At 72.3% G+C, this 26949-nt stretch carries 20 protein-coding genes; 13 read left to right on the top strand and 7 right to left on the bottom strand.

What is annotated here, in order from left to right; translation table 11 throughout:
* Nucleotides 1-12 precede the first annotated feature (12 nt).
* Nucleotides 13-612, top strand: a complete 600-nt coding sequence (locus QFZ75_RS11390) for a PadR family transcriptional regulator (protein WP_307536154.1) — start codon at nucleotides 13-15, stop codon at nucleotides 610-612.
* Here the strand turns inward: QFZ75_RS11390 and QFZ75_RS11385 are convergent.
* From QFZ75_RS11385 to QFZ75_RS11375, 3 genes are all read right to left on the bottom strand, one after another.
* A complete protein-coding gene (locus QFZ75_RS11385; protein ID WP_307536152.1) occupies nucleotides 581-1786 on the bottom strand; it encodes a serine hydrolase in 1206 nt (401 codons plus the stop codon). The genes QFZ75_RS11390 and QFZ75_RS11385 overlap by 32 nt on opposite strands.
* Nucleotides 1787-1926: 140 nt before the next feature.
* Entirely contained in the window at nucleotides 1927-2610 is a 684-nt protein-coding gene (locus QFZ75_RS11380) for a glycerophosphodiester phosphodiesterase (RefSeq protein ID WP_307536150.1), read from the bottom strand.
* 25 nt (nucleotides 2611-2635) lie between these two features.
* On the bottom strand, nucleotides 2636-3745 hold the full coding sequence (locus tag QFZ75_RS11375) for an adenosine deaminase (RefSeq protein ID WP_373465843.1): 1110 nt from the start codon (nucleotides 3743-3745) through the stop codon (nucleotides 2636-2638).
* Between the two features lie 109 nt (nucleotides 3746-3854).
* Between QFZ75_RS11375 and QFZ75_RS11370 the strand changes: the two genes are divergently transcribed.
* Entirely contained in the window at nucleotides 3855-4376 is a 522-nt protein-coding gene (locus QFZ75_RS11370; RefSeq protein WP_307536148.1) for a DUF4190 domain-containing protein, read from the top strand.
* 102 nt (nucleotides 4377-4478) lie between these two features.
* Here QFZ75_RS11370 and QFZ75_RS11365 read toward each other — a convergent pair whose 3' ends face one another.
* Complete coding sequence (locus tag QFZ75_RS11365; RefSeq protein ID WP_307536146.1) at nucleotides 4479-5060, bottom strand: NADAR family protein; 582 nt, start codon at nucleotides 5058-5060, stop codon at nucleotides 4479-4481.
* Nucleotides 5061-5267: 207 nt separating this feature from the next.
* Here QFZ75_RS11365 and QFZ75_RS11360 point away from each other — a divergent pair, with 207 nt between their 5' ends.
* The 8 genes from QFZ75_RS11360 (at nucleotide 5268) to QFZ75_RS11325 (ending at nucleotide 15028) form a co-directional block, all read left to right on the top strand.
* Entirely contained in the window at nucleotides 5268-6788 is a 1521-nt protein-coding gene (locus QFZ75_RS11360) for a gamma-aminobutyraldehyde dehydrogenase (RefSeq protein WP_307536143.1), read from the top strand.
* A 50-nt stretch (nucleotides 6789-6838) separates the two neighbouring features.
* Entirely contained in the window at nucleotides 6839-8083 is a 1245-nt protein-coding gene (locus QFZ75_RS11355) for a spermidine/putrescine ABC transporter substrate-binding protein (protein WP_307536141.1), read from the top strand.
* A gap of 176 nt (nucleotides 8084-8259) precedes the next feature.
* A complete protein-coding gene (locus QFZ75_RS11350; protein WP_307544379.1) occupies nucleotides 8260-9381 on the top strand; it encodes an ABC transporter ATP-binding protein in 1122 nt (373 codons plus the stop codon).
* On the top strand, nucleotides 9381-10310 hold the full coding sequence (locus tag QFZ75_RS11345; RefSeq protein ID WP_307536139.1) for an ABC transporter permease: 930 nt from the start codon (nucleotides 9381-9383) through the stop codon (nucleotides 10308-10310). Before QFZ75_RS11350 ends, QFZ75_RS11345 begins: the two co-directional genes overlap by 1 nt.
* Nucleotides 10311-11111: an ABC transporter permease gene (locus QFZ75_RS11340; protein WP_307536137.1), complete on the top strand. Its 801-nt coding sequence runs from the start codon at nucleotides 10311-10313 to the stop codon at nucleotides 11109-11111.
* A gap of 29 nt (nucleotides 11112-11140) precedes the next feature.
* A complete protein-coding gene (locus QFZ75_RS11335) occupies nucleotides 11141-12568 on the top strand; it encodes an FAD-binding oxidoreductase (RefSeq protein ID WP_307536135.1) in 1428 nt (475 codons plus the stop codon).
* A 116-nt stretch (nucleotides 12569-12684) separates the two neighbouring features.
* Entirely contained in the window at nucleotides 12685-13137 is a 453-nt protein-coding gene (locus QFZ75_RS11330) for a hypothetical protein (protein WP_307536133.1), read from the top strand.
* A gap of 91 nt (nucleotides 13138-13228) precedes the next feature.
* Nucleotides 13229-15028, top strand: a complete 1800-nt coding sequence (locus QFZ75_RS11325) for a chitinase (protein ID WP_307536131.1) — start codon at nucleotides 13229-13231, stop codon at nucleotides 15026-15028.
* A gap of 10 nt (nucleotides 15029-15038) precedes the next feature.
* Here the strand turns inward: QFZ75_RS11325 and QFZ75_RS11320 are convergent, their stop codons facing one another.
* Nucleotides 15039-15857, bottom strand: a complete 819-nt coding sequence (locus QFZ75_RS11320; protein WP_307536129.1) for a phosphatase PAP2 family protein — start codon at nucleotides 15855-15857, stop codon at nucleotides 15039-15041.
* Between the two features lie 489 nt (nucleotides 15858-16346).
* The gene (gene gabT / locus QFZ75_RS11310; RefSeq protein ID WP_307536127.1) at nucleotides 16347-17681 is read right to left on the bottom strand and encodes a 4-aminobutyrate--2-oxoglutarate transaminase; all 1335 of its coding nucleotides are present in this window, start codon (nucleotides 17679-17681) and stop codon (nucleotides 16347-16349) included.
* A gap of 315 nt (nucleotides 17682-17996) precedes the next feature.
* Between gabT and QFZ75_RS11305 the strand changes: the two genes are divergently transcribed.
* The 3 genes from QFZ75_RS11305 to QFZ75_RS11295 all read left to right on the top strand — a co-directional run bounded on the left by QFZ75_RS11305 (nucleotide 17997) and on the right by QFZ75_RS11295 (nucleotide 23661).
* Complete coding sequence (locus tag QFZ75_RS11305; RefSeq protein WP_307544377.1) at nucleotides 17997-20150, top strand: ATP-binding protein; 2154 nt, start codon at nucleotides 17997-17999, stop codon at nucleotides 20148-20150.
* Nucleotides 20151-20338: 188 nt separating this feature from the next.
* The gene (locus tag QFZ75_RS11300; protein ID WP_307536125.1) at nucleotides 20339-22078 is read left to right on the top strand and encodes a PucR family transcriptional regulator; all 1740 of its coding nucleotides are present in this window, start codon (nucleotides 20339-20341) and stop codon (nucleotides 22076-22078) included.
* 137 nt (nucleotides 22079-22215) lie between these two features.
* A complete protein-coding gene (locus QFZ75_RS11295) occupies nucleotides 22216-23661 on the top strand; it encodes an aldehyde dehydrogenase family protein (RefSeq protein WP_307536124.1) in 1446 nt (481 codons plus the stop codon).
* Between the two features lie 4 nt (nucleotides 23662-23665).
* Here QFZ75_RS11295 and QFZ75_RS11290 read toward each other — a convergent pair whose 3' ends face one another.
* Nucleotides 23666-26602, bottom strand: a complete 2937-nt coding sequence (locus tag QFZ75_RS11290; protein WP_307536122.1) for a glycoside hydrolase family 3 C-terminal domain-containing protein — start codon at nucleotides 26600-26602, stop codon at nucleotides 23666-23668.
* Nucleotides 26603-26949: the final 347 nt, after the last annotated feature.

Below are 26949 nucleotides of genomic sequence, written 5' to 3'. Positions count from 1 at the left end.
TAGCTTGGGCCCATGGCGTTGCGCAACGCGGTGATGGCCGCACTCCTGGAGGGCGAGGCGTCCGGGTACGACCTCGCGAAGGGCTTCGAGGCCTCGGTCGCCAACTTCTGGATGGCCACCCCCCAGCAGCTCTACCGCGAGCTGGAGCGCATGGAGGGCGAGGGGCTCGTCTCGGCCCGTGTCGTCCAGCAGGAGCGCCGCCCCAACAAACGGCTCTTCTCCCTCACCGGGGCCGGACGCCGGGTCCTGCGCGCGTACGTCGCCGAAGGCCCCGCGAAGCCCCTGGCCATCAGGGACGAGCTGATGGTCAAGGTCCAGTGCGTCGACATCGGGGACGCCGAGGACGTGCGGGCCGTTCTGGCGGCGGTCGCCGAGCGGGTGGAGCGGTCCACCGCCAAACTCGCCCGCTACCGGCGCATGCAGGAACGGATGCTGTCCGGACGCACCGAGGACGAGTACCTCACGACCGCCGAACGGGTCGGCCCCTACCTCACGCTCCAGGGCGGCATCGCCCTGGAGCGGGGGAACATCCAGTGGGGCGAGCTGGCCCTGAAACGCCTCGCGCAGCGCGCCGCGGCACTCAGCGGGGGACCGGCGGCCGTCCACCGCTGACCTGACCGGCGTCGAACGCCGCCCGTACGATGCGCTCGGCCACCGGGTTCATGTCCTCCCCCTTCGCGTCGGTCGCGTTGACCGAGTACACGAGCGTGCGGGACAGGTCACGGGTGGCCGCGACGAGCGTGCCGTACCCGGGGCGCGCGCCCGACTTCAGCCACAGGATCCGGCCGTCCCCCAGGTCGAACCGCTGCAGGCCGGCGCTCATGGTCGCGCCCGGCACGTCGGGAAGGGTGAACATCTCCCGCTCCAGCAGGGGGCGCGGGACCAGCCGGCCGCGGAACAGCGCGTACAGGAGCCGTTCCAGGTCGGCCGTCGTGGAGATCATGTCGCCCGCGGCCCACCGGTCCGACATGTTCCACTCGGTGGCGTCCACCAGCCTGCCGTCCGCCAGCTTCTGGTAGCCGCGGTTGTGCGGTCCGTGGACACGGGGGTCGGGGCCGCCGGGGAAGGACGTGTGCCGCATCCCGGCCGGCCGCAGGACCCGCAGGGCCGCCTGGTGCTCGTACGAGTCCTTGGTGACCTCCTCGACGAGCAGGCCCAGCACGGTGTAGTCGATGTTGCTGTAGGTCTGCCGCTCGCCGGGGGCGGAGGCGGGGCCCTTGGCGGCCGACGCGGCCACGACCTCCTCGGGGGTCAGCGTCTCGTACCGCCGCTCGTAGCCCTCGCCCGCCACGTCCCCGAGTGACGAGCCCGGCTGCAGCCCGCTGGTGAAGGTGAGCAGCTGCCGTACGGTGATGGGCTCGAAGGCTTCCGGGAGGAGGCCGGGAAGGTAGGTCTGGAGGTGTCCGTCCAGGTCCACCCGGCCCTCGGCGGCCAGTTGGAGCACGACGGCCGCGGTGACGACCTTCGTGGTGGAACCGGCCCGGAACCGCCCGTTCTCCACCGCCTCCCGGCCGCTCGGCAGATCGCGCACCCCGGCGCTGCCCCGCCAGGTGCCGTCCGTGCCCGAGACGCGTACCAGCGCGGCCGTCGCGTCGTCGTCCGGGAGCCCTCCGATCGCGGCGCGCAGGGCCCGGGCGGTGTCCGGATCCACCCTCGCCGGCGCGGTGGTCTCCCGCACCGCGGCCGTGGGGGAGGAGGGGGCGGCGAGGGCGGTGCCGGCGAGGGGGAGGGCGGTCAGGCCCAGGACCATCGCGGCGGCACAGGCGGTACGCGTACGGACATGCATCGGTCGGCTCCCGGAGTGATCGGTGGCCTTCATCCTCCGGTCGTGCGCCGCCCCGCGGATCCTCTGCCGGGAGGGTGCCGCCCCTGACTCCGACCCTGACCGACTCCCTTACCGGGCAAGGGTGTTTTCAGGGATCTCCCCTAGGCGTCGCGCAGGGGGGTCAGCAGGTCGATGCGGTTCGTCGTGACGGAGTCGACGCCCGCGCCGAGGAGCCGTCGCATGGACCGGCGGGTGTCGGGCGTCCACACCGAGACCAGGTGGCCGTCACGGTGGACCTTGGCGACGAGTTCGCGGTCCACCAGGGTGAAGCGGTAGTTGAGCCACCGCGGCCGCACCGCGTCGAGCAGTACGGGCCGCGGCGGTGCCAGGCTCGTCCAGGTGAGGGCGATCTCCGCGGCGGGGTCGGCCGCGCGGACGGCGAGCATGGTGTCGGCGGCCGCGCAGTAGTACACGCGCTCCTCGGCGCCGAGGTCGCGGACGACGCCGACGACCCGGCGGACGGCGCGCGCGTCCACCGGACCCGGCAGGTCGATCATGAGCCGGCCCTCGTCCGTCGCCTTGAGGGCCTCCTCCAGCGTGGGGATCCCGCCCGCGGTCAGCCCGCGCACCTCGTCGCAGGAGAGCGAGCGCAGCGGCCTGTCGTGCTCCCACAGCCGCTTCAGCGTGTCGTCGTGCAGCAGCACGGGCACGCCGTCGCGGGTCAGCCGGACGTCCGTCTCGACGGCGTCCGCGCCCTGCCGGAGCGCGGAACGCAGTGAGTCGATCGTGTTCTCACGGACGCGGTAGGGGTCGCCGCGATGGGCCACGGCAGTCACGGTACGCATCGGGCCATTGTGCTGGTGCGCCGGGCTAGGGCGCGAGCCACCCGGCGGTGTACGTGTCGATCTCCGCGCAGAGCGCCGCCTTGCCGGGGGCGTCCAGGAAGGAGACCTCGACGGCGTTCCTGGCGAGCGCGGCCAGGCCCCGCTCGTCCAGGCCGAGGAGGCGGGCGGCGACCGCGTACTCGTTGTTGAGGTCGGTGCCGAACATCGGCGGGTCGTCGGAGTTGACGGTGACGACGACGCCCGCGTCGACGAACGCCTTCAGCGGGTGCTCGTCGAGGGTGCGGACCGCGCGGGTGGCGATGTTGGAGGTGGGGCAGACCTCCAGCGGGATGCGGTGCTCGGCGAGGTGCGCGAGGAGCTTCGGGTCCTGGGCGGAGCTCGTGCCGTGGCCGATGCGCTCGGCGCGCAGGTCCGTCAGCGCGTCCCACACGGTCTGCGGACCCGTGGTCTCGCCCGCGTGCGGCACCGAGTGCAGGCCGGCCGCGATCGCGCGGTCGAAGTACGGCTTGAACTGCGGCCGCGGTACGCCGATCTCGGGCCCGCCGAGCCCGAAGGAGACCAGGCCCGCCGGACGGATCCTGTCGGTGGTGGCGAGCCGGACCGTCTCCTCGGCGGACTCGAGTCCCGCCTCGCCGGGGATGTCGAAGCACCAGCGCAGGAGGGTGCCGAAGTCGGCCTCGGCGGCCGTGCGGGCGTCCTCGATCGCGTCCATGAAGGCGCCCTCGTCGATACCGCGGCGGGTCGACGAGAACGGCGTGATCGTCAGCTCGGCGTAGCGGATCCGCTGCCGGGCCATGTCGCGGGCGACCTCGTACGTCAGGAGGCGTACGTCCTCGGGGGTGCGGATGAGGTCGACGACGGACAGGTACACGTCGATGAAGTGGGCGAAGTCCGTGAACGTGAAGTAGTCGACCAGGGCCTCGGGGTCCGTGGGCACCTTGGAGTCGGGGTGGCGGGCGGCCAGTTCGGAGACGATCCGGGGGGAGGCGGAGCCGACGTGGTGGACGTGCAGTTCGGCCTTGGGCAGTCCGGCGATGAAGGCGTGCAGGTCGGTCAAGGGTTCCTCCCCGGGAACGGCGCCGGGCCGGCGTGCGGCGGGCGCGGATGATCGGCTGATCGGTGGGTCAGGGATCATCGTAGGCGGCGGTCCGGGGCGGGGAGATCCGGGCCGTGGCGCGCCTGCCGCCTTCGGCGGGCACGGACGACGGACACGACAGACGGATACGACAGAGGGGACTCCACGCATGTCCGAGGACGCACCGGATCCGTGGGCCGCGCCCGCGCCGCAGGGGCAGCACGGGCAGGGGTACGGGCAGGGATACGGGCAGCACGGGCAGGGGTACGGGCAGCACGGGTACGGGCATGGCTACGGCTACGGCTATGGCCACGGGTATCCGGGCTATCCGGTGCACGGCGGTCACCGGTGGCCCGTGCTGCCGCTGCCTCCCCGCAACGGGCTGGGTGCGGCGTCGCTCGTGCTCGGGATCGTCGCGGCGATCGGGTTCTGCCTGTGGCCGGTGGCGTTCGTCTGCGGTGTGCTCGCGGTGGTCCTCGGAGTGCTCGGGCGGGGGAAGGCGCGGCGGGGGGAGGCCACGAACGGGGGGTCGGCGTTGGCGGGGATCGTCTGCGGGGCGGTGGGGGTGGCTCTGGCGGTCGCCCTCGTGGTGGTGCTCCTGGTGGTGCCGGACGCCCTCCCGGACGAGGACTCGGGGACGGGTGGGGGCGGCGGGGACGGCTACAACACGTCGCTGACCGTCGTCGACTGAACCGCGGCCCCGGTGGGGGCGGGCCGCGCAGTTCCCCGCGCCCCTGACGGGGCGCGCGGCGCGCTCAGCCCCCACCGGGGCCGCGGTGTACCGGTGCCGGCGTCAAGCGGAGCGCAGGCGCGTCCTGGCCTTCATCAGGGCGAAGCCCAGGAGGTTCGGGCCCCGCCAGCGCGCCGGGTCCGACGCCGCGTCGTCGGACCCGGCGAGGCCGATGCCCCAGACCCGGTCGACGGGACTGGCCTCCACCAGCACCCGGTCCCCGGTGCCCAGCAGGAAACCGAGGAGCGCCCCGTCGGAGGCGAACTTCCGCACGCTCCCCTCGACCACGATCCCGAACCGCTCCCGCTCCCACACCGCCTCGTCGAACCCCCGGACCAGCCGCCCGGCCTTCTTCGCGAGCGCGGGGCCCGACGCGTCCAGTGCGAGCCGCTCCGCCTCCGCGTCACCGAACAGCCGCGCCTTGTGCGCCATCATCCAGTGCTCGGCCGTCCGGTACTCGACCCCGTCCACCGTGAACGGCGACGGCCACCACTGGCTCAGACAGCTCGACCCGATCCGCCCGTCCGCCCGCGGCCGGTGCCCCCAGAAATGCAGGTACTTGACCCTCGCCCCGGCACGGACCGCGCTGACCAGCGCCTCCCGTGAATCGATCTCCGGCGCGGTCCCCGACTCGATCTCCCCCATGCACGCGAGTCTGGCACGCACCACCGACACTCCGTCCTGCCTTTTCCTCAGCGACTCGACACCTGGTCGACAGAATTCGTCGCGTAACCAAAAGGCAACAACGGAATCACTTGTTGGAGCACTATTGCTCTGTCAGGATCGGCACTCAAATCGAGCTGGAGCTACGCCGACCCCCGGGTTGCGGGGCGGGCGGCGGAGGAGAGCGACATGCACAATCCGGGCCATCGCTTCCAGGCGCAGGACCGTTTCGCGGACGGCGCGCAGTACATCGCGGGCGCGCTGAGGCAGGGCACGTCCGGCCGCGGCCACGCGGTCGTCGACCCCGCCACCGGCGACGAGGTCCACACCTACGAGCTGGCCGGCCCGGACGACGTGGACGCGGCGGTCCGGGCCGCGCGGGAGGCGTTCCCCGGCTGGTCCGGCGCCACCCCCGGCGAGCGCTCCGACGCCCTGCACCGCTTCGCCGCCGTGCTCGCCGAGCACGCCGAGGAGTTCGCGCAGGCGGAGTCCCTCCAGTGCGGCAAGCCGATCAAGCTGACCCGGGAGTTCGACGTCCCGGGCACGATCGACAACACCGCCTTCTTCGCCGGCGCGGCCCGTCACCTCCAGGGCCAGTCCGCGGGCGAGTACTCGGGCGACCACACCTCGTACGTACGCCGTGAACCGATCGGTGTGGTCGGTTCCGTCGCGCCCTGGAACTATCCCCTCCAGATGGCGGCCTGGAAGATCCTCCCGGCGATCGCCGCGGGCAACACCGTCGTCCTCAAGCCCGCCGAGCTGACCCCCTTCACCTCGCTGCTGTTCGCCGAGGCGGCGACGCGGGCGGGCATCCCGGACGGTGTCGTCAACATCGTCACCGGGGCCGGCCGGGACGCCGGCGAGCATCTCGTCGGCCATCCCGACGTCGTCATGACCTCCTTCACCGGGTCCACCGCCGTCGGCAGGCGCGTCGCGGAGATCGCCACCGCCACGGTCAAGCGCCTGCATCTGGAACTCGGCGGCAAGGCCCCCTTCGTGGTCTTCGACGACGCGGACCTGGAGGCCGCCGTGCACGGGGCGGTGGCGGGCGCCCTCATCAACACGGGCCAGGACTGCACGGCCGCCACGCGCGCGTACGTGCAGAGGCCCCTCTACGAGGAGTTCGTCTCCCGGACCGCGGAGCTGATGGAGACCGTCCGGCTCGGTGATCCGTTCGCGCCGGACACCGACCTCGGGCCGCTGATCTCGGTCGCCCAGCGCGACCGGGTCGCCGGGTTCGTCGACCGGGCGCGCTCCTACGCGCGCGTGGTCACCGGTGGCGAGATCCCGAAGGGGCTGGAGCGCGGCGCGTACTACCGGCCGACCCTGGTCGCCGACGCCGCGCAGGACAGCGAGATCGTGCAGTCCGAGATCTTCGGTCCGGTCCTGGTGGTCGTGCCCTTCGACAGCGACGACGAAGGCATCCGGCTCGCCAACGACACCCCGTACGGCCTCGCCGCCTCCGCGTGGAGCCGTGACGTGTACCGGGCGAACCGGGCCACGCGGGAGATCAAGGCGGGCTGTGTGTGGGTCAACGACCACATCCCGATCATCAGCGAGATGCCCCACGGCGGCTACAAGGCGTCCGGCTTCGGCAAGGACATGTCCTCGTACTCGTTCGAGGAGTACACGCAGATCAAGCACGTCATGTTCGACAACACCGCGGTGGCCAGGAAGGACTGGCACCGCACGATCTTCGGGGACCGTTAGTCGCCGGTGGCCCGGACCAGGCCGAACCCTCCCGAAAGGGCACCACGAGCATGGAGCAGTACGAGCCCGATCGCCTGTCCCCGGCAAGCCTGGCCGCCCTGCGGCGCAGTCTTCGCGGTGGCAGGGCCTCCCTCAGCCGCCGTTCGCTGCTGCGCGCCTCCACGGGCGGCGCGCTCGCCCTGGGCGGACTCGGGACGCTGAGCGCCTGCGGGATCCCCGCGGCGAAGAACACCGCGGGCGTCTCGTCCGAGGACCACTCGGCCAAGGAGAAGCGGGTCAGTTTCTCCAACTGGACCGAGTACATGGACGTCGACGAGAGCGAGAAGCACCACCCGACGCTCGACGCGTTCGCCGAACGCACCGGCATCAAGGTCAAGTACACCGAGGACATCAACGACAACGTCGAGTTCTTCGGGAAGCTCAAGCCGCAGCTCGCGGCGGGCCAGGACACCGGGCGCGACCTCATCTGCGTCACCGACTGGCTGGCCGCGCGGCTGATCCGGTTCGGCTGGGTGCAGAAACTGGACGCCTCCCACCTGCCGCACGCCTACGCCAACCTCTCCGAGCAGTTCCGCACCCCCGACTGGGACCCGGGACGCGCCTACTCGTACCCCTGGACCGGTATCCCCACCGTCATCGCCTACAACAAGAAGGCGCTCGACGGCGTGGAGGTCAGGTCCGTCTCCGACATGCTCGACAACCCCAGGCTCAAGGGGCGCGTCGCCTTCCTGTCCGAGATGCGCGACAGCATCGGCATGACGCTGCTCGACCTCGGCAAGGACCCGGCGAAGTTCACGGACGACGACTTCGACGCGGCGATCGCCCGCCTGCAAAGGGCCGTCGACAAGGGGCAGATCCGCCGCTTCACCGGCAACGACTACACGGCCGACCTCAGCAAGGGCGACCTCGCGGCCTGTGTCGCCTGGGCCGGTGACGTCGTCCAGCTCAAGGCGGACAGCCCGGACATCGGCTTCGTCATCCCGGACAGCGGCTACATGATCTCCTCGGACAACCTGCTGGTCCCCAACAAGGCACGGCACAAGACCAACGCCGAGCGGCTCATCGACTACTACTACGAGCCCGGTCCGGCCGCGCAGCTGGCCGCGTACATCAACTACGTGTGTCCCGTCGACGGGGTGAAGCCCGAACTGGCGAAGATCGACAAGTCGGCGGCCGACAACCCGCTGATCATTCCCGACGCCGCCATGGCGGGCGCGTCGCACGCCTTCCGCTCCCTGAGCACGAAGGAAGAGACGGCGTACGAAGAGAAGTTCGCAAAGCTGACGGGGGCGTGATCACCGTGACCACCAACAACAGTGCGAAGAACAGCACCGACAGTGCGAAGAACAGCACCGACAGTGCGAAGAACAGCACCGACAGTGCGAAGAACAGCACCGACAGTGCGAAGAACAGCACCGACAGTGCGAGGAACAGCACGACGAACGGTACGGAGACCGGCGGTGACGTCCGCCTGTCGGGCATCAGCAAGACCTACGGCTCCTTCACCGCCGTCCGGCCGCTCGACCTGACCGTGCCCCAGGGTTCCTTCTTCGCCCTCCTCGGAGCGTCGGGCTGCGGCAAGACCACCACGCTGCGCATGATCGCCGGACTGGAGGAACCCTCCTCCGGCACCGTCTTCCTCGGCGAGCAGGACGTGACGAACCTGCCCCCCTACAAGCGGCCCGTGAACACCGTCTTCCAGTCGTACGCCCTCTTCCCGCACCTCGACATCTTCGAGAACGTCGCCTTCGGGCTGCGCCGGCGCGGCATCAGATCGGTGAAGAAGCAGGTCGGGGAGATGCTCGACCTCGTCCAGCTCGGCGAGCAGGCCCGCAAGAAACCGCACCAGCTCTCCGGCGGCCAGCAGCAGCGCGTCGCCGTGGCCCGCGCCCTGATCAACACCCCCAGGGTGCTCCTCCTCGACGAACCCCTCGGCGCCCTCGACCTCAAACTGCGCCGCCAGATGCAGCTGGAGCTCAAGCGCATCCAGACCGAGGTCGGCATCACCTTCGTCCACGTCACGCACGACCAGGAGGAGGCCATGACGATGGCCGACACGGTCGCCGTGATGAACGCGGGCCGCGTCGAGCAGCTCGGCTCGCCCGCCGACCTCTACGAGAACCCGACCACCACGTTCGTCGCCAACTTCCTCGGCACCTCCAACCTCATCGAGGCCGAGGTCGACTCCCGGAGCGGCGACGACATCGTCCTCGGGGCAGGCGGCTGCAAGCTCGTCCTGCCCGGGGCCAGGTGTTCGGCGCCCACGACGACCGGCGGCAAGGTCCTGGTGGGCGTGCGTCCCGAGAAGATCAGCCTCACGCACGCCGACGAGGCGGGCGGGATCCCGGCCGGCCGCAACCGCATCACCGGCACGATCGCCGACTCCAGTTTCATCGGCGTCTCCACGCAGTACGTCGTCGACAGCCCGGTCTGCCCGGAGTTCGAGGTCTACGCCCAGAACATCGACCGCGACCCGCGGCTGGTGCCCGGTGCCGAAGTCGTCCTGCACTGGAACCCCGCGCACACCTTCGGACTGGACGCCGCCCAGGACATCGACGCGGGCATCGAAACGGTCGAGGAAGAGGCGGCCTGATGACGACCGTCACCGACGCGCCACCCCTGGCGCCCACCCCCGCCCCGAAGGAGCGCCCCCCTCGGCGCAGGGGCCGCCTCACCCCGTACTGGCTCCTGCTCCCCGGCCTCCTGTGGCTGGTCGTCTTCTTCGCCCTGCCGATGGTCTACCAGGCCTCCACGTCCGTGCAGACGGGCTCCCTGGAGGAGGGCTACCAGGTCACCTGGCACTTCGCGACGTACTGGGACGCGGTGGCCGACTACTGGCCGCAGTTCCTGCGCTCGATCGCGTACGCCGGTACCGCCACGGTCCTGTGCCTGCTGCTCGGCTACCCGCTCGCGTACCTCATCGCATTCCGCGCGGGGCGCTGGCGCAACCTGATCCTGATCCTGGTCGTCGCGCCCTTCTTCACCAGCTTCCTGATCCGTACGCTCGCCTGGAAGACGATCCTCGCGGACAGCGGCCCGGTCGTCGGCGCCCTCAACACCCTGCACGTCCTGGACGTCACGAGCTGGCTCGGCATCACCGCCGGCGACCGCGTGCTGGCCACGCCGCTCGCGGTGATCTGCGGCCTCACGTACAACTTCCTGCCGTTCATGATCCTGCCGCTCTACACCTCGCTCGAACGCATCGACGGACGGCTGCACGAGGCGGCCGGCGACCTGTACGCGCGGCCCTTCACGACCTTCCGCAAGGTGACGTTCCCGCTGTCGATGCCCGGTGTCGTCTCCGGGACGCTGCTCACGTTCATCCCGGCGAGCGGCGACTACGTGAACGCCGACCTGCTCGGCTCCACCGACACCCGCATGGTCGGAAACGTCATCCAGACGCAGTTCCTGCGCATTCTCGACTATCCGACGGCGGCGGCCCTCTCGTTCATCCTCATGGCGGGCATCCTCGCGATCGTCACGCTCTACATCCGCAAGTCCGGGACGGAGGATCTGGTCTAGATGGCCCTCCTGCGCTGGTTCAAAAGCCGTTTGGTCGTCATCGCGGGTCTGCTGACCCTCGGATATCTGCTGCTGCCGAACATCGTCGTCACGGTGTTCTCCTTCAACAATCCGAAGGGGCGCTTCAACTACGAATGGCAGCAGTTCTCCACGGACGCCTGGACCGATCCCTGCGGGGTCGCGGACCTGTGCGGCTCGCTCTCGCTGAGCCTGCAGATCGCCGCCTGGGCGACACTCGGCGCCACCGCCCTCGGCACGATGATCGCCTTCGCGCTGGTCCGCTACCGCTTCCGCGCGCGCGGCGCCGTGAACTCGCTGATCTTCCTGCCGATGGCGATGCCCGAGGTCGTCATGGCCGCCTCGCTGCTCACCCTCTTCCTCAACCTGGGCGCCCAGCTGGGCTTCTGGACCATCCTGATCGCCCACATCATGTTCTGCCTGAGCTTCGTGGTCACCGCCGTGAAAGCGCGTGTGATGTCGATGGACCCGCGCCTGGAGCAGGCCGCGCAGGACCTGTACGCGGGCCCCGTGCAGACGTTCCTGCGCGTCACGCTGCCGATCGCCGCGCCCGGGATCGCCGCGGGAGCGCTGCTCGCCTTCGCGCTCTCCTTCGACGATTTCATCATCACCAATTTCAACGCGGGCTCGACTGTCACCTTCCCGATGTTCGTCTGGGGTTCGGCGCAACGCGGAACACCCGTCCAGATCAACGTCATCGGTACGGCCATGTTCCTCCTCGCCGTACTGTTCGTACTGGCCGGAATAGTGATGGGGAATCGTCGAAACCGCCAGAAGGCATAACCGCGCAATTTCTGTGGGGAGTTGAAATCATGGCCCCGAGCGCCATGAGCCGTGACAAGAACTGGGCGACGTCGCTTTCCGGGGCCCGGCCGGTCCCGTACTGGCTGGACGACCCGGGCAGGCCCCGTCCCGAGCCCGCGCTGACCACCACCGAGACCTGCGACCTGCTCGTCGTCGGCGGCGGCTACAGCGGACTGTGGACCGCGCTCCTCGCCAAGGAGCGCGACCCCGGGCGCGAGGTCGTCCTGGTCGAGGGCCGCGAGGTGGGCTGGGCCGCCTCGGGCCGCAACGGCGGTTTCTGCGCCGCCTCCCTCACCCACGGCCTGTCCAACGGCCTGGCCCGCTGGCCCGACGAGATCCACACACTGGAGGAACTCGGCGCCCGCAACCTCGACGGCATCGAGGCGGCCGTCGCCCGCTACTCCCTCGACTGCGACTTCGAGCGCAGCGGCGAGATCGACGTGGCCACCGAGCCGTACCAGGCGGCCGAACTGCGCCGGTGGTACGAGGAGCTGAAGGAGCGCGGCCTGGCCGACGGCGTCGAGTACCTGGACGCCGGCGCCGTACGGGAACAGGTCGACTCGCCGACCTTCCTCGCGGGCCTGCACGATCGCCGCGGCGTCGCCATGCTGCACCCGGCCAAACTCGCCTGGGGCCTGAAGCGCGCCTGCGTCGGGCTGGGTGTGCGCGTGTACGAGAACACGCCCGCGCTCACCCTGAAGGCGTACGGCGCCGGAATGGCCGTACGCACGCCGTACGGCGGTGTGCGCGCCCGCCGGGTCGCCCTCGGTACGAACATCTTCCCGAACCTGGTCAAGCGGGTGCGCCCCTACACCGTCCCGGTCTACGACTACGCGCTGATGACCGAGCCGCTGACGGCCGAACAGCTCGCCTCCGTCGGCTGGAGGAACCGGCAGGGACTCGGGGACTCGGCGAACCAGTTCCACTACTTCCGGCTGTCCGCGGACAACCGGATCCTGTGGGGCGGCTACGACGCCGTCTACCCGTACGGCGGCCGGGTGCGCGCCGAGTACGACGACCGGCCGGACACGTACGCGAAGCTCGCCGGGCACTTCTTCACCTGCTTCCCGCAGCTGGAGGGCGTCCGGTTCACCCATGCCTGGGGCGGCGCGATCGACACGTGCTCCCGGTTCTCGGCCTTCTTCGGCACCGCGCACGGGGGCCGGGTCGCCTACGCGGCCGGCTACACGGGCCTCGGCGTCGGCGCGACCCGGTTCGGCGCGGACGTGATGCTCGACCTGCTGGCGGGGGAGCGCACGGAGCGTACGGCGCTGGAGATGGTCCGCAGGAAGCCGCTGCCCTTCCCGCCGGAACCGTTCGCCTGGACGGGCATCGCGCTCACCAAGTGGTCCCTCGCCCGCGCGGACGCGCACGGCGGCCGGCGCAACCTGTGGCTGCGGACGATGGACCGGATGGGCCTCGGCTTCGACAGCTGAGCCGGACGGGCGCCCGTACCGAATTATTTGTTGCCGGAACCCGCGTAATGCCCGGCCCGGACCTCCCTCTCCCTCGTGACGCCACCGGCGTCGACACGAGAGAGGGAGGTTCCGCCATGACAGGGGACACGACAGCGGTCGAGTGGCTGGCATCCGTGGCACCGGATCCCGAGGCCTGCCGGCGGGAGTGGGAGCGCAATCCCCTGGGGGTCGCGCTGCTGCCGGCGGGCCGGGCCTGGGACGTGCTCATCCTGCCGGGCCGGCTCGGCTGCCCGACGCTCGACGTGCTGTCCCGTGTGCTCGACCGGCCCGGGCCGGTGCTCGTCGACTTCGGGGACGCGCGCGCGGGCTTCTTCGTCCCGCCGGGGACGGCCGCGCGCTGGCTGGGCACCGGGATCCGCACGGCGGGCCGCGGTACGTGGATCGTGGTGCCGTATCCCGGCCGGTCGACCGGCGGGGTCCGCTGGCTGGTCTCCCCGGACGGCTCCGGCACGCTCACCGACCCGGGGCTCCTGGAACTGGCCATGCACGAGGCGGCGGCGGGCCTGGCGACCGAGGAGCGCGGATGACGGACAGACGCCGGCACCCTTGACAACCGCATTGGTCTGGACCAAATTGGGCGCGCTCCACCCTCCCATCCCCCCATGCCAGGAGGTACGCGTGGATCGCGTCAGATCCGTCCTCGCCGTCTGCGCGGCGACCGCCCTGGCCGTACCGGGCCTCGTCGCCGTGTCGTCGGCCGCCCGCGCGGCCGACGCGGACCTGGCCCGCAACGGCGGGTTCGAAGCCGGCCTCGACGGCTGGACCTGCACGGCGGGCGCGGCCGTCGACTCGCCGGTCCGCACCGGTGGTTCGGCGCTCCGGGCCACCCCGGCCGGCAGCGACAACGCGCGATGCGCGCAGACCGTGACCGTCCGGCCCGACTCCCAGTACACGCTTGCCGGGTACGTCCGCGGCTCCTACGTCCATCTCGGCGCGAGCGGCACCGGCACCGCCGACGTCTCCGCCTGGACGCAGTCCGCACCGGACTGGCAGCGGCTGGCCACGACCTTCCGCACCGGCCCCTCCACCACCAGCGTCACGCTCTACACGCACGGCTGGTACGGCACCGGCGCCTACCACGCCGACGACATCTCCCTGGTCGGGCCCGGCGGCGACGCGGCGCAGCCACCGGCCGCGCCGGCCGCTCCCACGGTCGGCACGGTCACCTCCACCGGCGTGGGCCTGTCCTGGCCGGCGGTGCCCGGCGCGACGGGTTACGCGGTCCACCGCAACGGGACGAAGGTCCAGACGGCGACCGGGACGTCGGCCACCGTCGGCGGGCTGGCGCCGTCGACCGCGTACTCCTTCCAGGTCACCGCCGTGAACGCGGCCGGCGAGTCCGCGAAGTCCCCGTCCGTCACGGTGACCACCGCGGCGGGCCCGGGCGGCGGCGACCCCGCGGACCTCCCCGCCCACGCCCTGGTCGGCTACCTGCACGCGAGCTTCGCCAACGGGTCCGGGTACACGCGGATGGCCGACGTCCCGGACAGCTGGGACGTCATCGACCTGGCCTTCGGCGAACCGACCTCGGTGACCTCGGGCGACATCCGCTTCGACCGCTGCCCGGCGGCCGAGTGCCCGGGGGTCGAGTCCGACGCCGAGTTCAAGGCCGCGATCAAGGCCAAGCAGGCCGCCGGCAAGAAGGTGCTCATCTCGATCGGCGGGCAGAACGGCCAGGTGCAGCTGACGACCGCGGCGGCGCAGGACATGTTCGTCTCCTCGGTCTCGAAGATCATTGACACGTACGGGCTCGACGGCCTGGACATCGACTTCGAGGGGCACTCGCTCTCCCTGAACGCCGACGACACCGACTTCAAGAACCCGAAGACCCCGGTGATCGTGAACCTCGTCTCGGCGCTGAAGACCCTGAAGGCGAAGTACGGCGGCGACTTCGTGCTGACGATGGCGCCGGAGACGTTCTTCGTCCAGCTCGGCTACCAGTACTACGGAACAGGCAGGTGGGGCGGGCAGGACCCGCGCGCCGGCGCCTACCTCCCGGTCATCCACGCCCTGCGCGACGACCTGTCCCTCCTGCACGTCCAGGACTACAACTCGGGCCCGGTCATGGGTCTCGACAACCAGTACCACTCGATGGGCGGGGCCGACTTCCACACCGCCATGACCGACATGCTCCTCACGGGCTTCCCGGTGGCGGGCGACGCGGCCAACGTCTTCCCGCCCCTGCGCCCCGACCAGGTGGCCATCGGCATGCCGGCGTCGACGAACGCGGGCAACGGGTACGTACCGCCGGGCGAGGTCGCCAAGTCCCTGGACTGCCTGACGAAGAAGACCGGCTGCGGCACGTACACCCCGCACGGTACGTGGCCGGCCCTGCGCGGCCTGATGACGTGGTCGATCAACTGGGACCGCTTCGCGGGCTGGGAGTTCTCGAGGAACTTCGACGGGTATTTCGGCTGAGGGGCCGTCCTCACTCCGGCCGGGCGCCGGCTCCGGGGACGGCCGTGCCGCTGCGGGCCAGGACCGTCGACAGGCCCAGCAGCAGCGCGGCGCCCAGACACCAGCTGCCCGCCACGTCCAGCGGCCAGTGGTAGCCGCGGCGGACCAGGCCGTAGCCCACCGCGGCGACCAGGAGGACGCAGGCGATGGTGAGTTCGCGGCGCAGGTAGCGGTCGGAGAGCCAGGGGAGCAGCAGCAGGACGGCGGCTCCGTAGGCGACGGCGGCCGTGGCGGTGTGGCCCGAGGGGTAGTAGCCGTCGCCCGCCGTGCCGGGGGGACCCGTACGGCCGACCGCCTCCTTCAGCGGGACCACCAGGACCGGTACGAGAGCCATGAGGGCCAGGGCCGCGAGCGGCGGGAGCCACCAGCGGGGAAGGGCAGCGCGCCGGGCCCGCCACGCGACATACGCGGCGACCGCGAGCAGGACCGGGACGGCGACCGCGACGTTGCCGAGGTCCGCGAGGAACTCGGCGGCGCCCTCGGGCAGGCGGCTGTCCGCGACCGTCCGGGCGAGGCGCTCGTCGGCACGGCGCAGCGGTGTGTCGACGGCGGCCTGCCAGGTGAGGAGCGCGAAGAGGGAAAGGAGGCCGAGGGGGAGGGCGAACGGGGCCAGGATCCGGGTCCGGGCCCCCGCGGCGGCCGACGGGCCCTCGGGGTGACCGCTGTCGCCCTTGTCCCTGCCGCTGCCGCTGCCCCTGCCCCTGTCGCCGACGTCGACGCCGTCTCCGTCGCCGTCGCTGTCGGGCGCGGTCGTGTGCGGCGAGGAACGCCGATCCGGAACGCTGGTCATGTCACACAGCGTGCCAGGAGTACGCGACACGGGACGACCGGGGCGCCCCCGCACGGGGCGCGGACGCGCCGAAGGGCTTGCACCAGGGGGGGTAGGTGCAAGCCCTTCGGTGGTACCGGCGCTCCGGGCCGTCCGCTGCGATCCGCTCACGCGGACGTTCACGAAGGGGCGCCGGGGCGGCCTTCCGGACCGGGTCGTCGCGCGCCCCGGGGGGTTTGGGGCGAGCGACTGTCCGATCGGTGAGGAGACCCGGAACACGAGGCTCCGGTTGTGTGCGCGAAGGCACGACCAGGGCGAAGCTGGGGAGGCCCCGTCCTGATGTCACCCACAGTCCCCTGTGGGCGGGGTGTATCTCTCATCTGCCTAGAACCTACGACAGCGCGAGGGCGTCCGACAGGCGGAATCCGTTCCCCCATCCACCTCGCACACCTTCTTCACACGCCCCGCTCCTCGCGTCCCCGGGACCGGAACCGATGAGACGGGCCCCGCTCAGATGCGGGAAAAAGCCTGTTCGATGATGTCCAGGCCCTCGGACAGCAGGTCCTCGCCGATGACCAGGGGCGGCAGGAAACGCAGCACGTTGCCGTAGGTGCCACAGGTCAGGACCAGCAGGCCCTCCTGGTGGCAGGCCCTGGCGAGCGCGGCGGTCGCCTCCGGGTTCGGCTCCTTCGTCGTACGGTCCTCGACCAGCTCGATCGCGATCATCGCGCCCCGGCCGCGGACGTCGCCGATGATGTCGAACTTCTCCGCCATCGCGCCCAGCCGCGCCTTCATCGTCCCCTCGATCGCCTTCGCCCTGGCGTTGAGGTCCAGCTCCTTCATCGTTTCGATCGCGCCGAGCGCGCCGGCGCAGGCGACGGGGTTGCCGCCGTAGGTGCCGCCCAGGCCGCCGGCGTGCGCGGCGTCCATGATCTCGGCGCGGCCGGTCACGGCGGCGAGCGGCAGCCCGCCCGCGATGCCCTTGGCGGTGGTGATCAGGTCCGGGACGATGCCCTCGTCCTCGCAGGCGAACCACTGGCCGGTACGGCAGAACCCGGACTGGATCTCGTCGGCGACGAAGACGATGCCGTTGTCCGAGGCGAACCGGCTGAGCGCCGGCAGGAAGCCCTTCGCGGGTTCGATGAAGCCGCCCTCGCCGAGCACCGGCTCGATGATGATCGCGGCCACGTTGTCCGGGCCGACCTGCTTGGTGATCTCGTCGATGGCCTGTGCGGCGGCCTCGGTGCCCGCGTTCTCGGGGCCGGTCGGCCAGCGGTAGCCGTACGCCACCGGGACGCGGTAGACCTCGGGCGCGAACGGGCCGAAGCCGTGCTTGTACGGCATGTTCTTCGCGGTCAGCGCCATCGTGAGGTTGGTCCGGCCGTGGTAGCCGTGGTCGAAGACGACGACGGCCTGCCGCTTCGTGTAGGCACGGGCGATCTTGACGGCGTTCTCGACGGCCTCGGCGCCGCTGTTGAACAGGGCGCTCTTCTTGGCGTGGTCGCCGGGTGTCAGCTCGGCGAGCGCCTCGGCGACCTCCACGTACCCCTCGTACGGCGTGACCATGAAACAGGTGTGGGTGAAGTCCTGGAGCTGGGCGGCGGCCCGGCGTACGACGGCCTCGGCGGAGGCGCCGACGCTCGTCACCGCGATACCGGAACCGAAGTCGATCAGCCGGTTCCCGTCGACGTCCTCGAGGATGCCGCCGCCGGCGCGGGCGGTGAAGACGGGCAGCACGGACCCCACACCGGCCGCGACCGCGGCGCTGCGGCGGGCCTGCAGCTCCTGCGACTTCGGGCCGGGAATGGCGGTGACGATGCGGCGCTCCTGCGGAACTGCGCTCATGAGGGGCTCCCTGGGGTCGTGCGAACGGCGTGCAAACGGCCGGCTGCCTTCTTCTTCCTTCCTCGCAGGCTAGGGCCGGGGACGGGGGGTGGGCATGCTCCATCCGGGCGTTGTCCGGGGCGCGGCTTGTCCGTCTTGGACATGGCGCGACCGGGGGTGCCGCGTCGGGTACGCGGGGATACGGCGCCGATACGGGTGCCGTATCGGCGCCGTATCCCCGCGTACCCGGCCCGGCAGGCGGGCAACTCCCTTGGGGAGGGCGTTAGATTGACTCGCAACCACGTACGGAGCGGCTGGTCAGGGGTGGCAGAGGCGATGGACAGCGACGGCACGCAGGACGCACGGGGCACCCACGCCGATCGTGTGCCGCGGCCGGCCGGGCCGCCCCAGGTGCCGCCGCGGCCCGCCCGGGCGCCCGGGGTGCCGCCGCTGCCGGACGGCTCCGCCTTCCTGACCTGGCTGCGGACTCCCCGCCCCGAGGCCGCCCCGGGCGTGTGGCGCTTCGGCCACCGGCCCCGCCCCGAGGTGGAACCGGAGGAGATTCCGGCCAGGCAGTTGCTGAGCGGTGCGCTGGTCGCCTTTCTGGTGGGGTGGCTCATCTGGTCCCTCCTCTGGAACGGCTATCTGGGCGGGTATTGGTTGTGGCCCTACTACGCCGTCACCCCTGAGGACTGGAAGACCGCCAAGAGTGACAGCGATGCGGTGATCGGGGACATCGCCGCGCAGCTCTACTACGGTCTGGTCGCCTTCGGGATCATGGTGGGAGCCGGCCGCCTCGGTCGTTGGTCCGAGGTGTGGCGCCGTTACATCGTTCCCGCAGCGCGCCGTGTCGTGTCGACCCGGACCGACCCGGCCACACCCGTGCCCGAGGAGGACCCCGCCCAGTGGAACCCCCTCCGTGCCGCCGGAGCCTTGGACGCGGCGGAGCGGCTCGGGGCCGATGCGCGGGCCGGGCTCATGCGTGACGTGGACCACGCGCGCATCACCCGCGCCTGGCAGGGCGTGCGCAGCGGCCGGCACAGCCTCACCACCTTCACCGGCGCCGTGCTGCGGGAGGGCGCCGCCGCCTGCCCGCACCCCTCCGGCGCGCGGGACCTGCCGGGCCGGCTCGCGCGGCACGACCTGGTCACCGGGCAGGTGCGCCTCGGCACGACCGCCGACGACCCGCGCAACCCGTACGCCTACCGCGGTACCGGCCTCGCGCTCGGCCCCGAACTGCTGGGGACCTCGCTGCTCGCCGTCGGGCCCGCCGGCTCCGGCAAGACCGGCGGAATCGTGTGGCCGCTCACCGAGTCGCTGTGCCTGCACGCGCTCGCCGGCCGGGCCGCCGTGGTCGTCGTCGGAGCCGCCGGGGCGGGCCTCGGCCCGGTGGACGCGTACGACGTCGTGGTGCGGATCGGCAGCCCCGACTCCGTGTACGACCTCGACCTGTACGGCGGGACCACCGACCCGGACGAGGCGGCGGCCGTGCTCGCCGAGGCGCTCGTCGGCGACCTCGCCGATCCGCATCCCGGTGGCGACAGTCGGCGCTCCACCACCGTGCTCGCCCAGCTGCTCGGGCCCTACCGGGCCGTCCACGGACGCTTCCCCTCCGTACCCGAGCTGCGGCAGCTCCTCGACGGCGCGCCCGGTCCGCTCGCCGCGCTCCGCAAGGCGCTCACCGAGGGCGGTCAGGAGTCGCTGCTGCGGGAACTCGACGCGCGGGAGCGGCAGTTGGGACACCCCGGCGATGTGGGCGGAGTGCTCGCGGACCGGGTGGCGCTGCTCGACCGGCCCGCCTTCGCCGGTTTCTTCGACACCTCCGGACAGTCCCGGCCCTTCTCGCTGCGCGCGCTCGACCATCCCGTGCGCGTACGGATCGACCTGCCCCAGCGCGGGCACGCGGACGCCTCGAAGATCCTTTCGCGGCTCGTGCTGGCCCAGTTCGCGGCCAGCGTGACGGTGCGCGAGGACCGGTCCCTGTTCGCCTGTCTCGTGCTCGACGACGCCACCGGGGTCGTCACCCCCGAGGCCGTACGCGGGCTCCAGCGGCTGCGGTCCGCCAACGCCGGGGTCGTGATGACGCTCCGTACGCTCGACGACGCGCCGCGGCCCCTGCGGTCGCCGCTGCTCGGCTCGATCGGGTGCCGGGTGGCGCTGTCCGGGCTCACACCGTGGGACGGGCAGGACTTCGCCGAGGTGTGGGGCAAGGAGTGGACCGAGGCCCGGGACGTCACCGACCGGCAGATCATCGCGGAGACCCCGGCCGGGAAGGCCGTCCACATGCTGCGCCGGGTGATCACCGGGAACGCGCCGACCGCCCGGGCCGTGACCGTGCGCCAGGTCGAACGGGAACGGTGGTCGGCGTCCGAGCTGGCGCACGGGGTGCCGCCGGGGCACGCGGTGCTCTCGCTCACCAGCGTGCGCGGGGAGCACGCACCCCCTCTGCTGGTGGACCTGCGCGACCAGGGGGACCGGGCCGGGCTGTGACCGCGAGGCCGGGCCGGGGTGTGACCGGGAGGCCGGACCGCGCCGTGACCGTGCGGCGGGACGTCCGGACATATGGTCACCGGCCGACCGTACGGTGAGGCAGAATCGGCACAGGTCGTTCATACACCGCGGCCAAAAGATCACACCGTCCGTGGCCGCCGAAGAATCCGTGAAGACCTGAAGGCCCCATGCCTCCCACGCTCGCCTCACTCGTCCACCACTCGGCGCTCAAGCTCACCGTGCGCGCGGGCCGGGACCGGCTGGACACCCCCGTCCGCTGGGTGCACGCCAGCGAGCTCGCCGACCCCGTGCCGTACATGGAGGGCGGGGAGCTGCTGCTCATCACCGCGCTCAAGCTGGACGTCGAGGACGCCGACGCCATGCGCCGGTATGTGAAACGGCTGGTCGGAGCAGGGGTGGCCGGGCTCGGCTTCGCCGTCGGCGTGCACCACGAGCGGGTCCCCGAGACGCTGGCGGACGCGGCGGCCGACGAAGGGCTGCCGCTGCTGGAGGTCCCCCGGCGCACCCCCTTCCTCGCCATCAGCAAGGCGGTGTCCGCGGCCATCGCCGCCGACCAGTACCGCGCGGTGACCGCCGGGTTCGCCGCACAGCGCGAACTGACCAGGCAGGCGCTCAACGACGGCCCCGAAGGACTGCTGTCCGCGCTCGCCTCGCAGGTCGACGGGTGGACCGCGCTGTACGACGCCTCCGGGACCGTCGTCGCCACCGCGCCCGAGTGGGCGGGACGCAGGGCCGCCCGGCTCGTCGGGGACGTGGAGCGGCTGCGGGAGCGGCCCGCGCCCGCGAGCGCCGTCGTGGGCGGGGACCCGGCGGACGGCACGGACGGCGAGGACCGGATCGAACTGCACTCGCTGGGGACCGGGCGACGCGCCCGCGGCGCACTCGCCGTCGGGACCGCGGCGGCGCCCGGTACGGCCGAGCGGTACGCCGTACACTCCGCGATCGCCCTGCTGACGCTCACCACGGAGCGGTCCCGGTCGCTGTACGCCGCCGAGCAGCGGATCGGGGCGGCGGTGCTGCGGATGCTGCTCGCCGGGCAGCCCGACCACGCCCGGGGGGTCGCCGGGGACCTGTACGGAGGGCTGCTGGACGCGCCGTACCGGATGATGCTCGCCGAGGCCGCCTCGGCGTCGGCGGGACGGGCACGGGCCGGGGGGAAAGCCGGGAGCGGAGCCGGCGCCGGTGCCGACGGGACGGGCGCGGCGACCGGGGGCGGGACCGAGGCCGCCGCGGCCGCGGCCGCTCTCGCCGGCGTCGGGGGTGACCTGGTGGGCGGCCTCGTCGAGGTCGTGGAGTTCGCCGCCGCGCGGTCGGGCGAGGCCGTGCTGGTCGTTCCCGACGGGGAGCGGGTCGTGATACTCGCCGCGGACGGGGGCGCGGTGGTCGCCGCCTGCACGCGGTACGCGGAGACGGTCGGGATCGCGCGCAGCGGATCCGAGTCGGGGACGGACGAGGACGAGCTGGTCGTGGGGGTGTCCGCGCCGGCCGGACCCGTCGCCGCCGGAGCCGCCTACAAGCAGGCCGAGCAGGCGCTGTCCGTCGCGCGGCGGCGGGGGCGGGTGCTGGTGGAGCACGAGGAGGTGGCCACCGGGTCCGTGGTGCCGCTGCTCGCGGACGACGCGGTGCGGGCGTTCGCCGACGGGCTGCTGCGGGCGCTGCACGAGCACGACGCCACCGGGCGGGGGGACCTGGTCGCCTCGCTGCGGGCGTGGCTGTCGCGGCACGGGCAGTGGGACGCGGCCGCGGCGGACCTCGGGGTGCACCGGCATACGCTGCGGTACCGGATGCGGCGGGTCGAGGAGATCCTCGGACGGTCCCTCGACGACCCGGACGTGCGGATGGAGCTGTGGCTCGCCCTGAAGGCGACCGCGTCCGCGTCCGCGACGGCCGGGGACCAGGCCCTCTGACGGAGCTCCGCGGCGTACGCCGAAGTGGAGCGGGGCCAGGGGGCAGTGCTCCTCGGTGGACAAGTGGTCCCGGGGCCCCGTAGCCCTACCGTGGGGTGGTCAGCACCCAGACTCAGCAATGGAAGGGCCGGGACCCGATGACTTCTGCCCACGCCTTCTGGCTCGCCGGCCGCCAGGCCACCGGCGAGACCACCTTCGATGTCACGTCGCCCTGGGACGGGCGCCTCGTCGGCAGGGTCGGGGTGCCGAGTGACGCCCAGGTCGAGGAGGCGGTCGCCGCCGCCCACGCCGTGCGGGACGAGTTCGCCGCCACGCCGGCCCACGTACGGGCCGCCGCCCTGGATCACGTGAGCAAGCGGCTGGCGGAGCGGACCGAGGAGATCGCCCGGCTCATCTCCGCCGAGAACGGCAAGCCCGTCAAGTGGGCCCGCGGCGAGGTCGGCCGGGCCGCGTCCGTGTTCCGGTTCGCCGCCGAGGAGGCCCGCCGGTTCAACGGCGGCGAGGCCCAGCGGCTCGACACCGACGCGGGGGGCCAGGGCCGGCTCGCCCTCACCCGGCGCTTCCCGAAGGGCGTCGTGCTCGGCATCGCCCCCTTCAACTTCCCGCTCAACCTGTGCGCCCACAAGATCGCCCCGGCCATCGCGGCGGGCGCGCCCATCATCCTGAAGCCCGCGCCCGCGACCCCGCTGAGCGGCCTGGTCCTCGGCGAACTGCTGGCCGAGACCGAACTGCCGGCCGGCTCCTGGTCCGTGCTGCCGGTCCCCAACGACCGGATGCCCGCGCTGGTGCGGGACGAGCGGCTGCCCGTCATCTCCTTCACCGGGTCCGACAAGGTCGGTTACGCGATCATGGACTCCGTACCGCGCAAGCACCTCACCCTGGAGCTCGGCGGCAACGGGGCGGCCGTCGTGCTCGCCGACTGGGCGAGCGACGAGGACCTGGAGTGGGCCGCCACCCGCATCGCGACGTTCAGCAACTACCAGGGCGGCCAGTCCTGCATCTCCGTGCAGCGGGTCGTCGCGGACGCCTCGGTGTACGACCGGCTGCTGCCCCGCATCGTCGCCGCCGTCGAGGCCCAGGTGACCGGCGACCCCTCCGACGACGCGACCGACGTCGGCCCGCTGGTCGACGAGAACGCCGCCAGGCGGGTCGAGTCGTGGGTCGACGAGGCCGTCGCGGCCGGGGCCGAACTGCTCACCGGTGGCAAGCGCGACGGCGCCTCGTACGCGCCGACCGTGCTGGCCGGCGTGCCGGACGACGTGACGATCTCCTGCGAGGAGGTCTTCGGGCCCGTCCTCACCGTGCAGAGGGCGGACGGGGAGGCCGCCGCCTTCGCAGCCGTCAACGAGTCCAGGTACGGGCTGCAGGCCGGTGTGTTCACCCATGACCTGCAGGCGGCCTTCCGGGCCCACCGGGCGCTGGAGGTGGGCGGCGTGGTGATCGGCGACGTCCCCTCCTACCGGGCCGACCAGATGCCGTACGGCGGCGTGAAGCAGTCCGGCGTCGGCCGGGAGGGCGTGCGGTTCGCCATGGACGACTACACCTACGAGCGCGTGCTGGTCCTCACGGGGCTCGCCCTCTGAGCCCTCAGCCGGCGAAGCCGACGCGCGCGAGCCGCACGGGGCCGCGCAGCGCGGCGCGCAGGTCGTGCACCTCCGCGACCGGGAACCGCAGCGCGGCGGTCACGGACGCGTAGGCGTACGGGCCCGCCGTCGGCCCGATGTCCAGGTGCGCGAGCACCCGGCCGTCCGGCAGGGTCAGTTCGAGACTGCCCCCGCCGGACGCCTCGACCGTGACGGACCGCGCCCCCGGGCCGAAGTCGCAGTCGCGGTAGAGGAGTTCGGCCGTGCCGTCCGGTCCGTCCGGGTGCGCCGGTGTCACCGCGTCGCCCGACCGTTTCGTGCGGTCGACGATCGCGGCGCCCCGCTGCTCGTCGAAGTCCGCCGCGTTCAGGCCGTGTCCGAGGACCGGACGCGGCGCGGCGGGGGCGCCGGCCGGTTCGACCGTCCCGGTCAGGCGGATGTCCTCGCTGGACGCGCCCGCGAGGAGGTCGTACGCACCGGGTTCCAGGCGCCAGGAGCCGTGCGCGACGTCCCAGAACATGAAGGCCCGCAGCGGTAGTTCGAAGGACAGTTCGGTGCGGGCGCCGGGCGCGAGGTGGATCCGCCGGTGGGCCAGCAGGGCGCGGCGCGGGCGCGGCACGGACGGGTCCACCGGGCGGCCGTAGAGCTGCGCCACCTCGTCGGCCGCGGTGTCCCCGGTGTTGGTGACCGTGAAGGCGACCCGCACGGACCCCTCCCCGGCCCGCACCGCCAGGTCCCCGTACGCGAAGGACGCGTACGACAGGCCGTGGCCGAAGGGGAAGAGCGGGGTTCCCTCGAAGTACAGGTACGTCTGGCGGCTGCCGATCACGTCGTAGTCGAGGAGGCCGGGCAGGTCCGCGTCCGAGGCGTACCAGGTCTGGGGCAGCCGGCCCGCCGGTGAGACGTCTCCCGCCAGGACGCGGGCCAGCGCGGTGCCGGCCGCCTGGCCGCCGTGGGCCGTCCAGAGGACGGCGGGGAGGTCCGTGGTGTCGATCGCGTACGGGTACGAGGACGTGACGACCAGGGCCGTGCGCGGGTTGGCGGCCAGGGCCGCGTCCAGCAGCCGTCGCTGGTGGGCGGGGAGGGCGAGGGTGGTGCGGTCCTCCGTCTCGCGCCCGTTGATGTGCGGGTCGTTGCCGACGACCACGAGGACGACGTCGGCCGCGGCGGCCGTGCGGGCGACCGCGTCCTCGCCGCGCTCCGTGCGCTCCAGCCCGAAGACCGTCGGACCCGCGTCGTTCCCGCCACCGGCCCCGCTCCCGTTCCCGCCGTCGTTCCCGTCGGCAACCTTCACGCCGTCGGCGGTGACAGAGACGTAGCGACCCGTGCCGACGTGCTTCAGGAGGTGACCGTTCGAATGGGGACCGCAGGAATCGCAGGAACCGTGCGGCGGGTGGGACGCGTACGGCTCCAGGCGGAACGTCTCCTGGACGACCCAGCCGCCGGGCCGGTCCGCCGAGGCACGCACGAAACCGTCCTCGGCGACCGACAGGTAGCGCCCGTCCGGGGCGCGGAGCGTGAGGACGCCCCCGCCCCAGTCGACCAGCGCCAGCTCGGTGCCCACGGCGTCGGCAGTCAGCGGCGGCAGGTCGGTGCGGCCCGCGAGGAGGGCCGGGTCCAGGGCGCCCCCGGCCCCGCGGACCTCGTCGCCCGCCCCGTCGTCCCGCGGCACGCTCAGATACCTGCCGTCGCAGGTCCGCAGGCGTACGCGGTCCACGCCCTCGGCGAAGTCCACCCGGTCGGCGCCGAAGCGCTCGTACAGGCCCTCCAGCGGGGTGGAGCGGTGGATGAGGGTGCCGCTGTACCAGTCGAGCTTGCACTCGTCCGCGAGCAGGCCGACCACCGCGATGCGGGTGTCATTCCGGGTGAGGGGGAGCAGGCCGTCGTTCTTCAGCAGCACGACGGCCTGTTCCGCCGCCTCCCGGGCCAGGGCCCGGTGCGCGGGGGTGTCGAAGTCCTCGCAGTGCGCGTACGGGTCCGTGTCCGGGTCGAACTCGCCCAGGCGGAACCGGACCGAGAGCTGGCGGCGGACCGCCGTGTCGATGTCGGCCCCGGTCAGCAGGCCCTGCCGCAGTGCCCCGTGCAGGCGTTCGACGATCCGCGAGCTGTCCGTGCCGTGGTCCGTGAAGCTGTCGACGCCCGCGAGCAGCGCCGCGGCCGTCGCCTCCTCGTGCGTGTCGAAGTAGTGCTCGGAGTCGACGAGGTTCGAGGGCGCGCCCGCGTCCGAGCAGACCAGCAGGTCCTGGTCCGTCCAGGTGCGCAGGTGCTCGGCCAGGTACGGCGACACATGGTTGGGGCGGCCGTTGACCAGGTTGTACGCGGGCATCACGCCGGCCACCGTGCCCGCCCGGACCGTGTCCCGGAAGGCGCGCAGGTCGTACTCGTGCAGCACACGGGGCCGCACCGAACCGGACGCGGTGGCCCGGTCCGTCTCGTTGTTGTGCGCGAGCCAGTGCTTCAGGACCGGGGCGGTACGCCAGTACACGGGATGGTCGCCGCGCAGGCCGCGGGTGTACGCGGTGGCGATCGCCGAGGTCAGCCCCGGATCCTCCGAGTAGCCCTCCTCGTTGCGGCCCCACAGCGGGTGGCGCAGCAGGTTCACCGTGGGGGCCCAGACGTTGAGGCCGACGCGGTCGTCGCGCGAGCGCATCGCACGGGTCTCGGCGGAGACCGCCTCGCCCACCCGGCGCACCAGCTCCTCGTTCCAGGTGGCGCCCAGCCCCACCGCCTGCGGGAACACGGTCGCGGGGCCCATCCAGGCCACCCCGTGCAGCGCCTCCTGACCGGTGCGGAACGCGGCGATGCCGAGCCGCCGCACCGCGGGCCCGAACTGGTGCAGCATCGCCACCCGTTCGGACGGCGTGAGCCGTGCCAGAAGATCGTCGACGCGCTTCGCGAACGGCAGCTGCGAGTCGCGGAAAGGCGGCGTTTGTGCAGTCACGCGAGGTCCCTTTGCGGAAGACGGGGAAAAGCGATGGCCAGCTTTCGAAGCGCTTCGATGCTCATTCGACCGATGGCCGGGTGTCAAGACACCTCGGAGCAACAACTCCGGACCGTGCCGGGCGGGACGATCATGTCGGACAACACAAGGGCCGTGGCTGGTCGTTCGAGATCTCCAGGCCTCCGAGGAATGTTGGAATCGGCTCTTGTGCACCCCCAGGTGTTCACTTAACCTCGCAGCAACATCGAAGCGCTTCGACTCTCTTCGACCGTCGAAGATGCCGCTCCCCGTGTGCGGACCTCCGGCGGACTTCCGGCGTACCTCCGGGGTCCGCCTCAGCTCAGCCG

The sequence above is a fragment of the Streptomyces sp. V3I8 genome (genome assembly GCF_030817535.1).
Lineage (GTDB): Bacteria > Actinomycetota > Actinomycetes > Streptomycetales > Streptomycetaceae > Streptomyces.
This window is presented reverse-complemented; position numbering and strand designations above follow the sequence as displayed.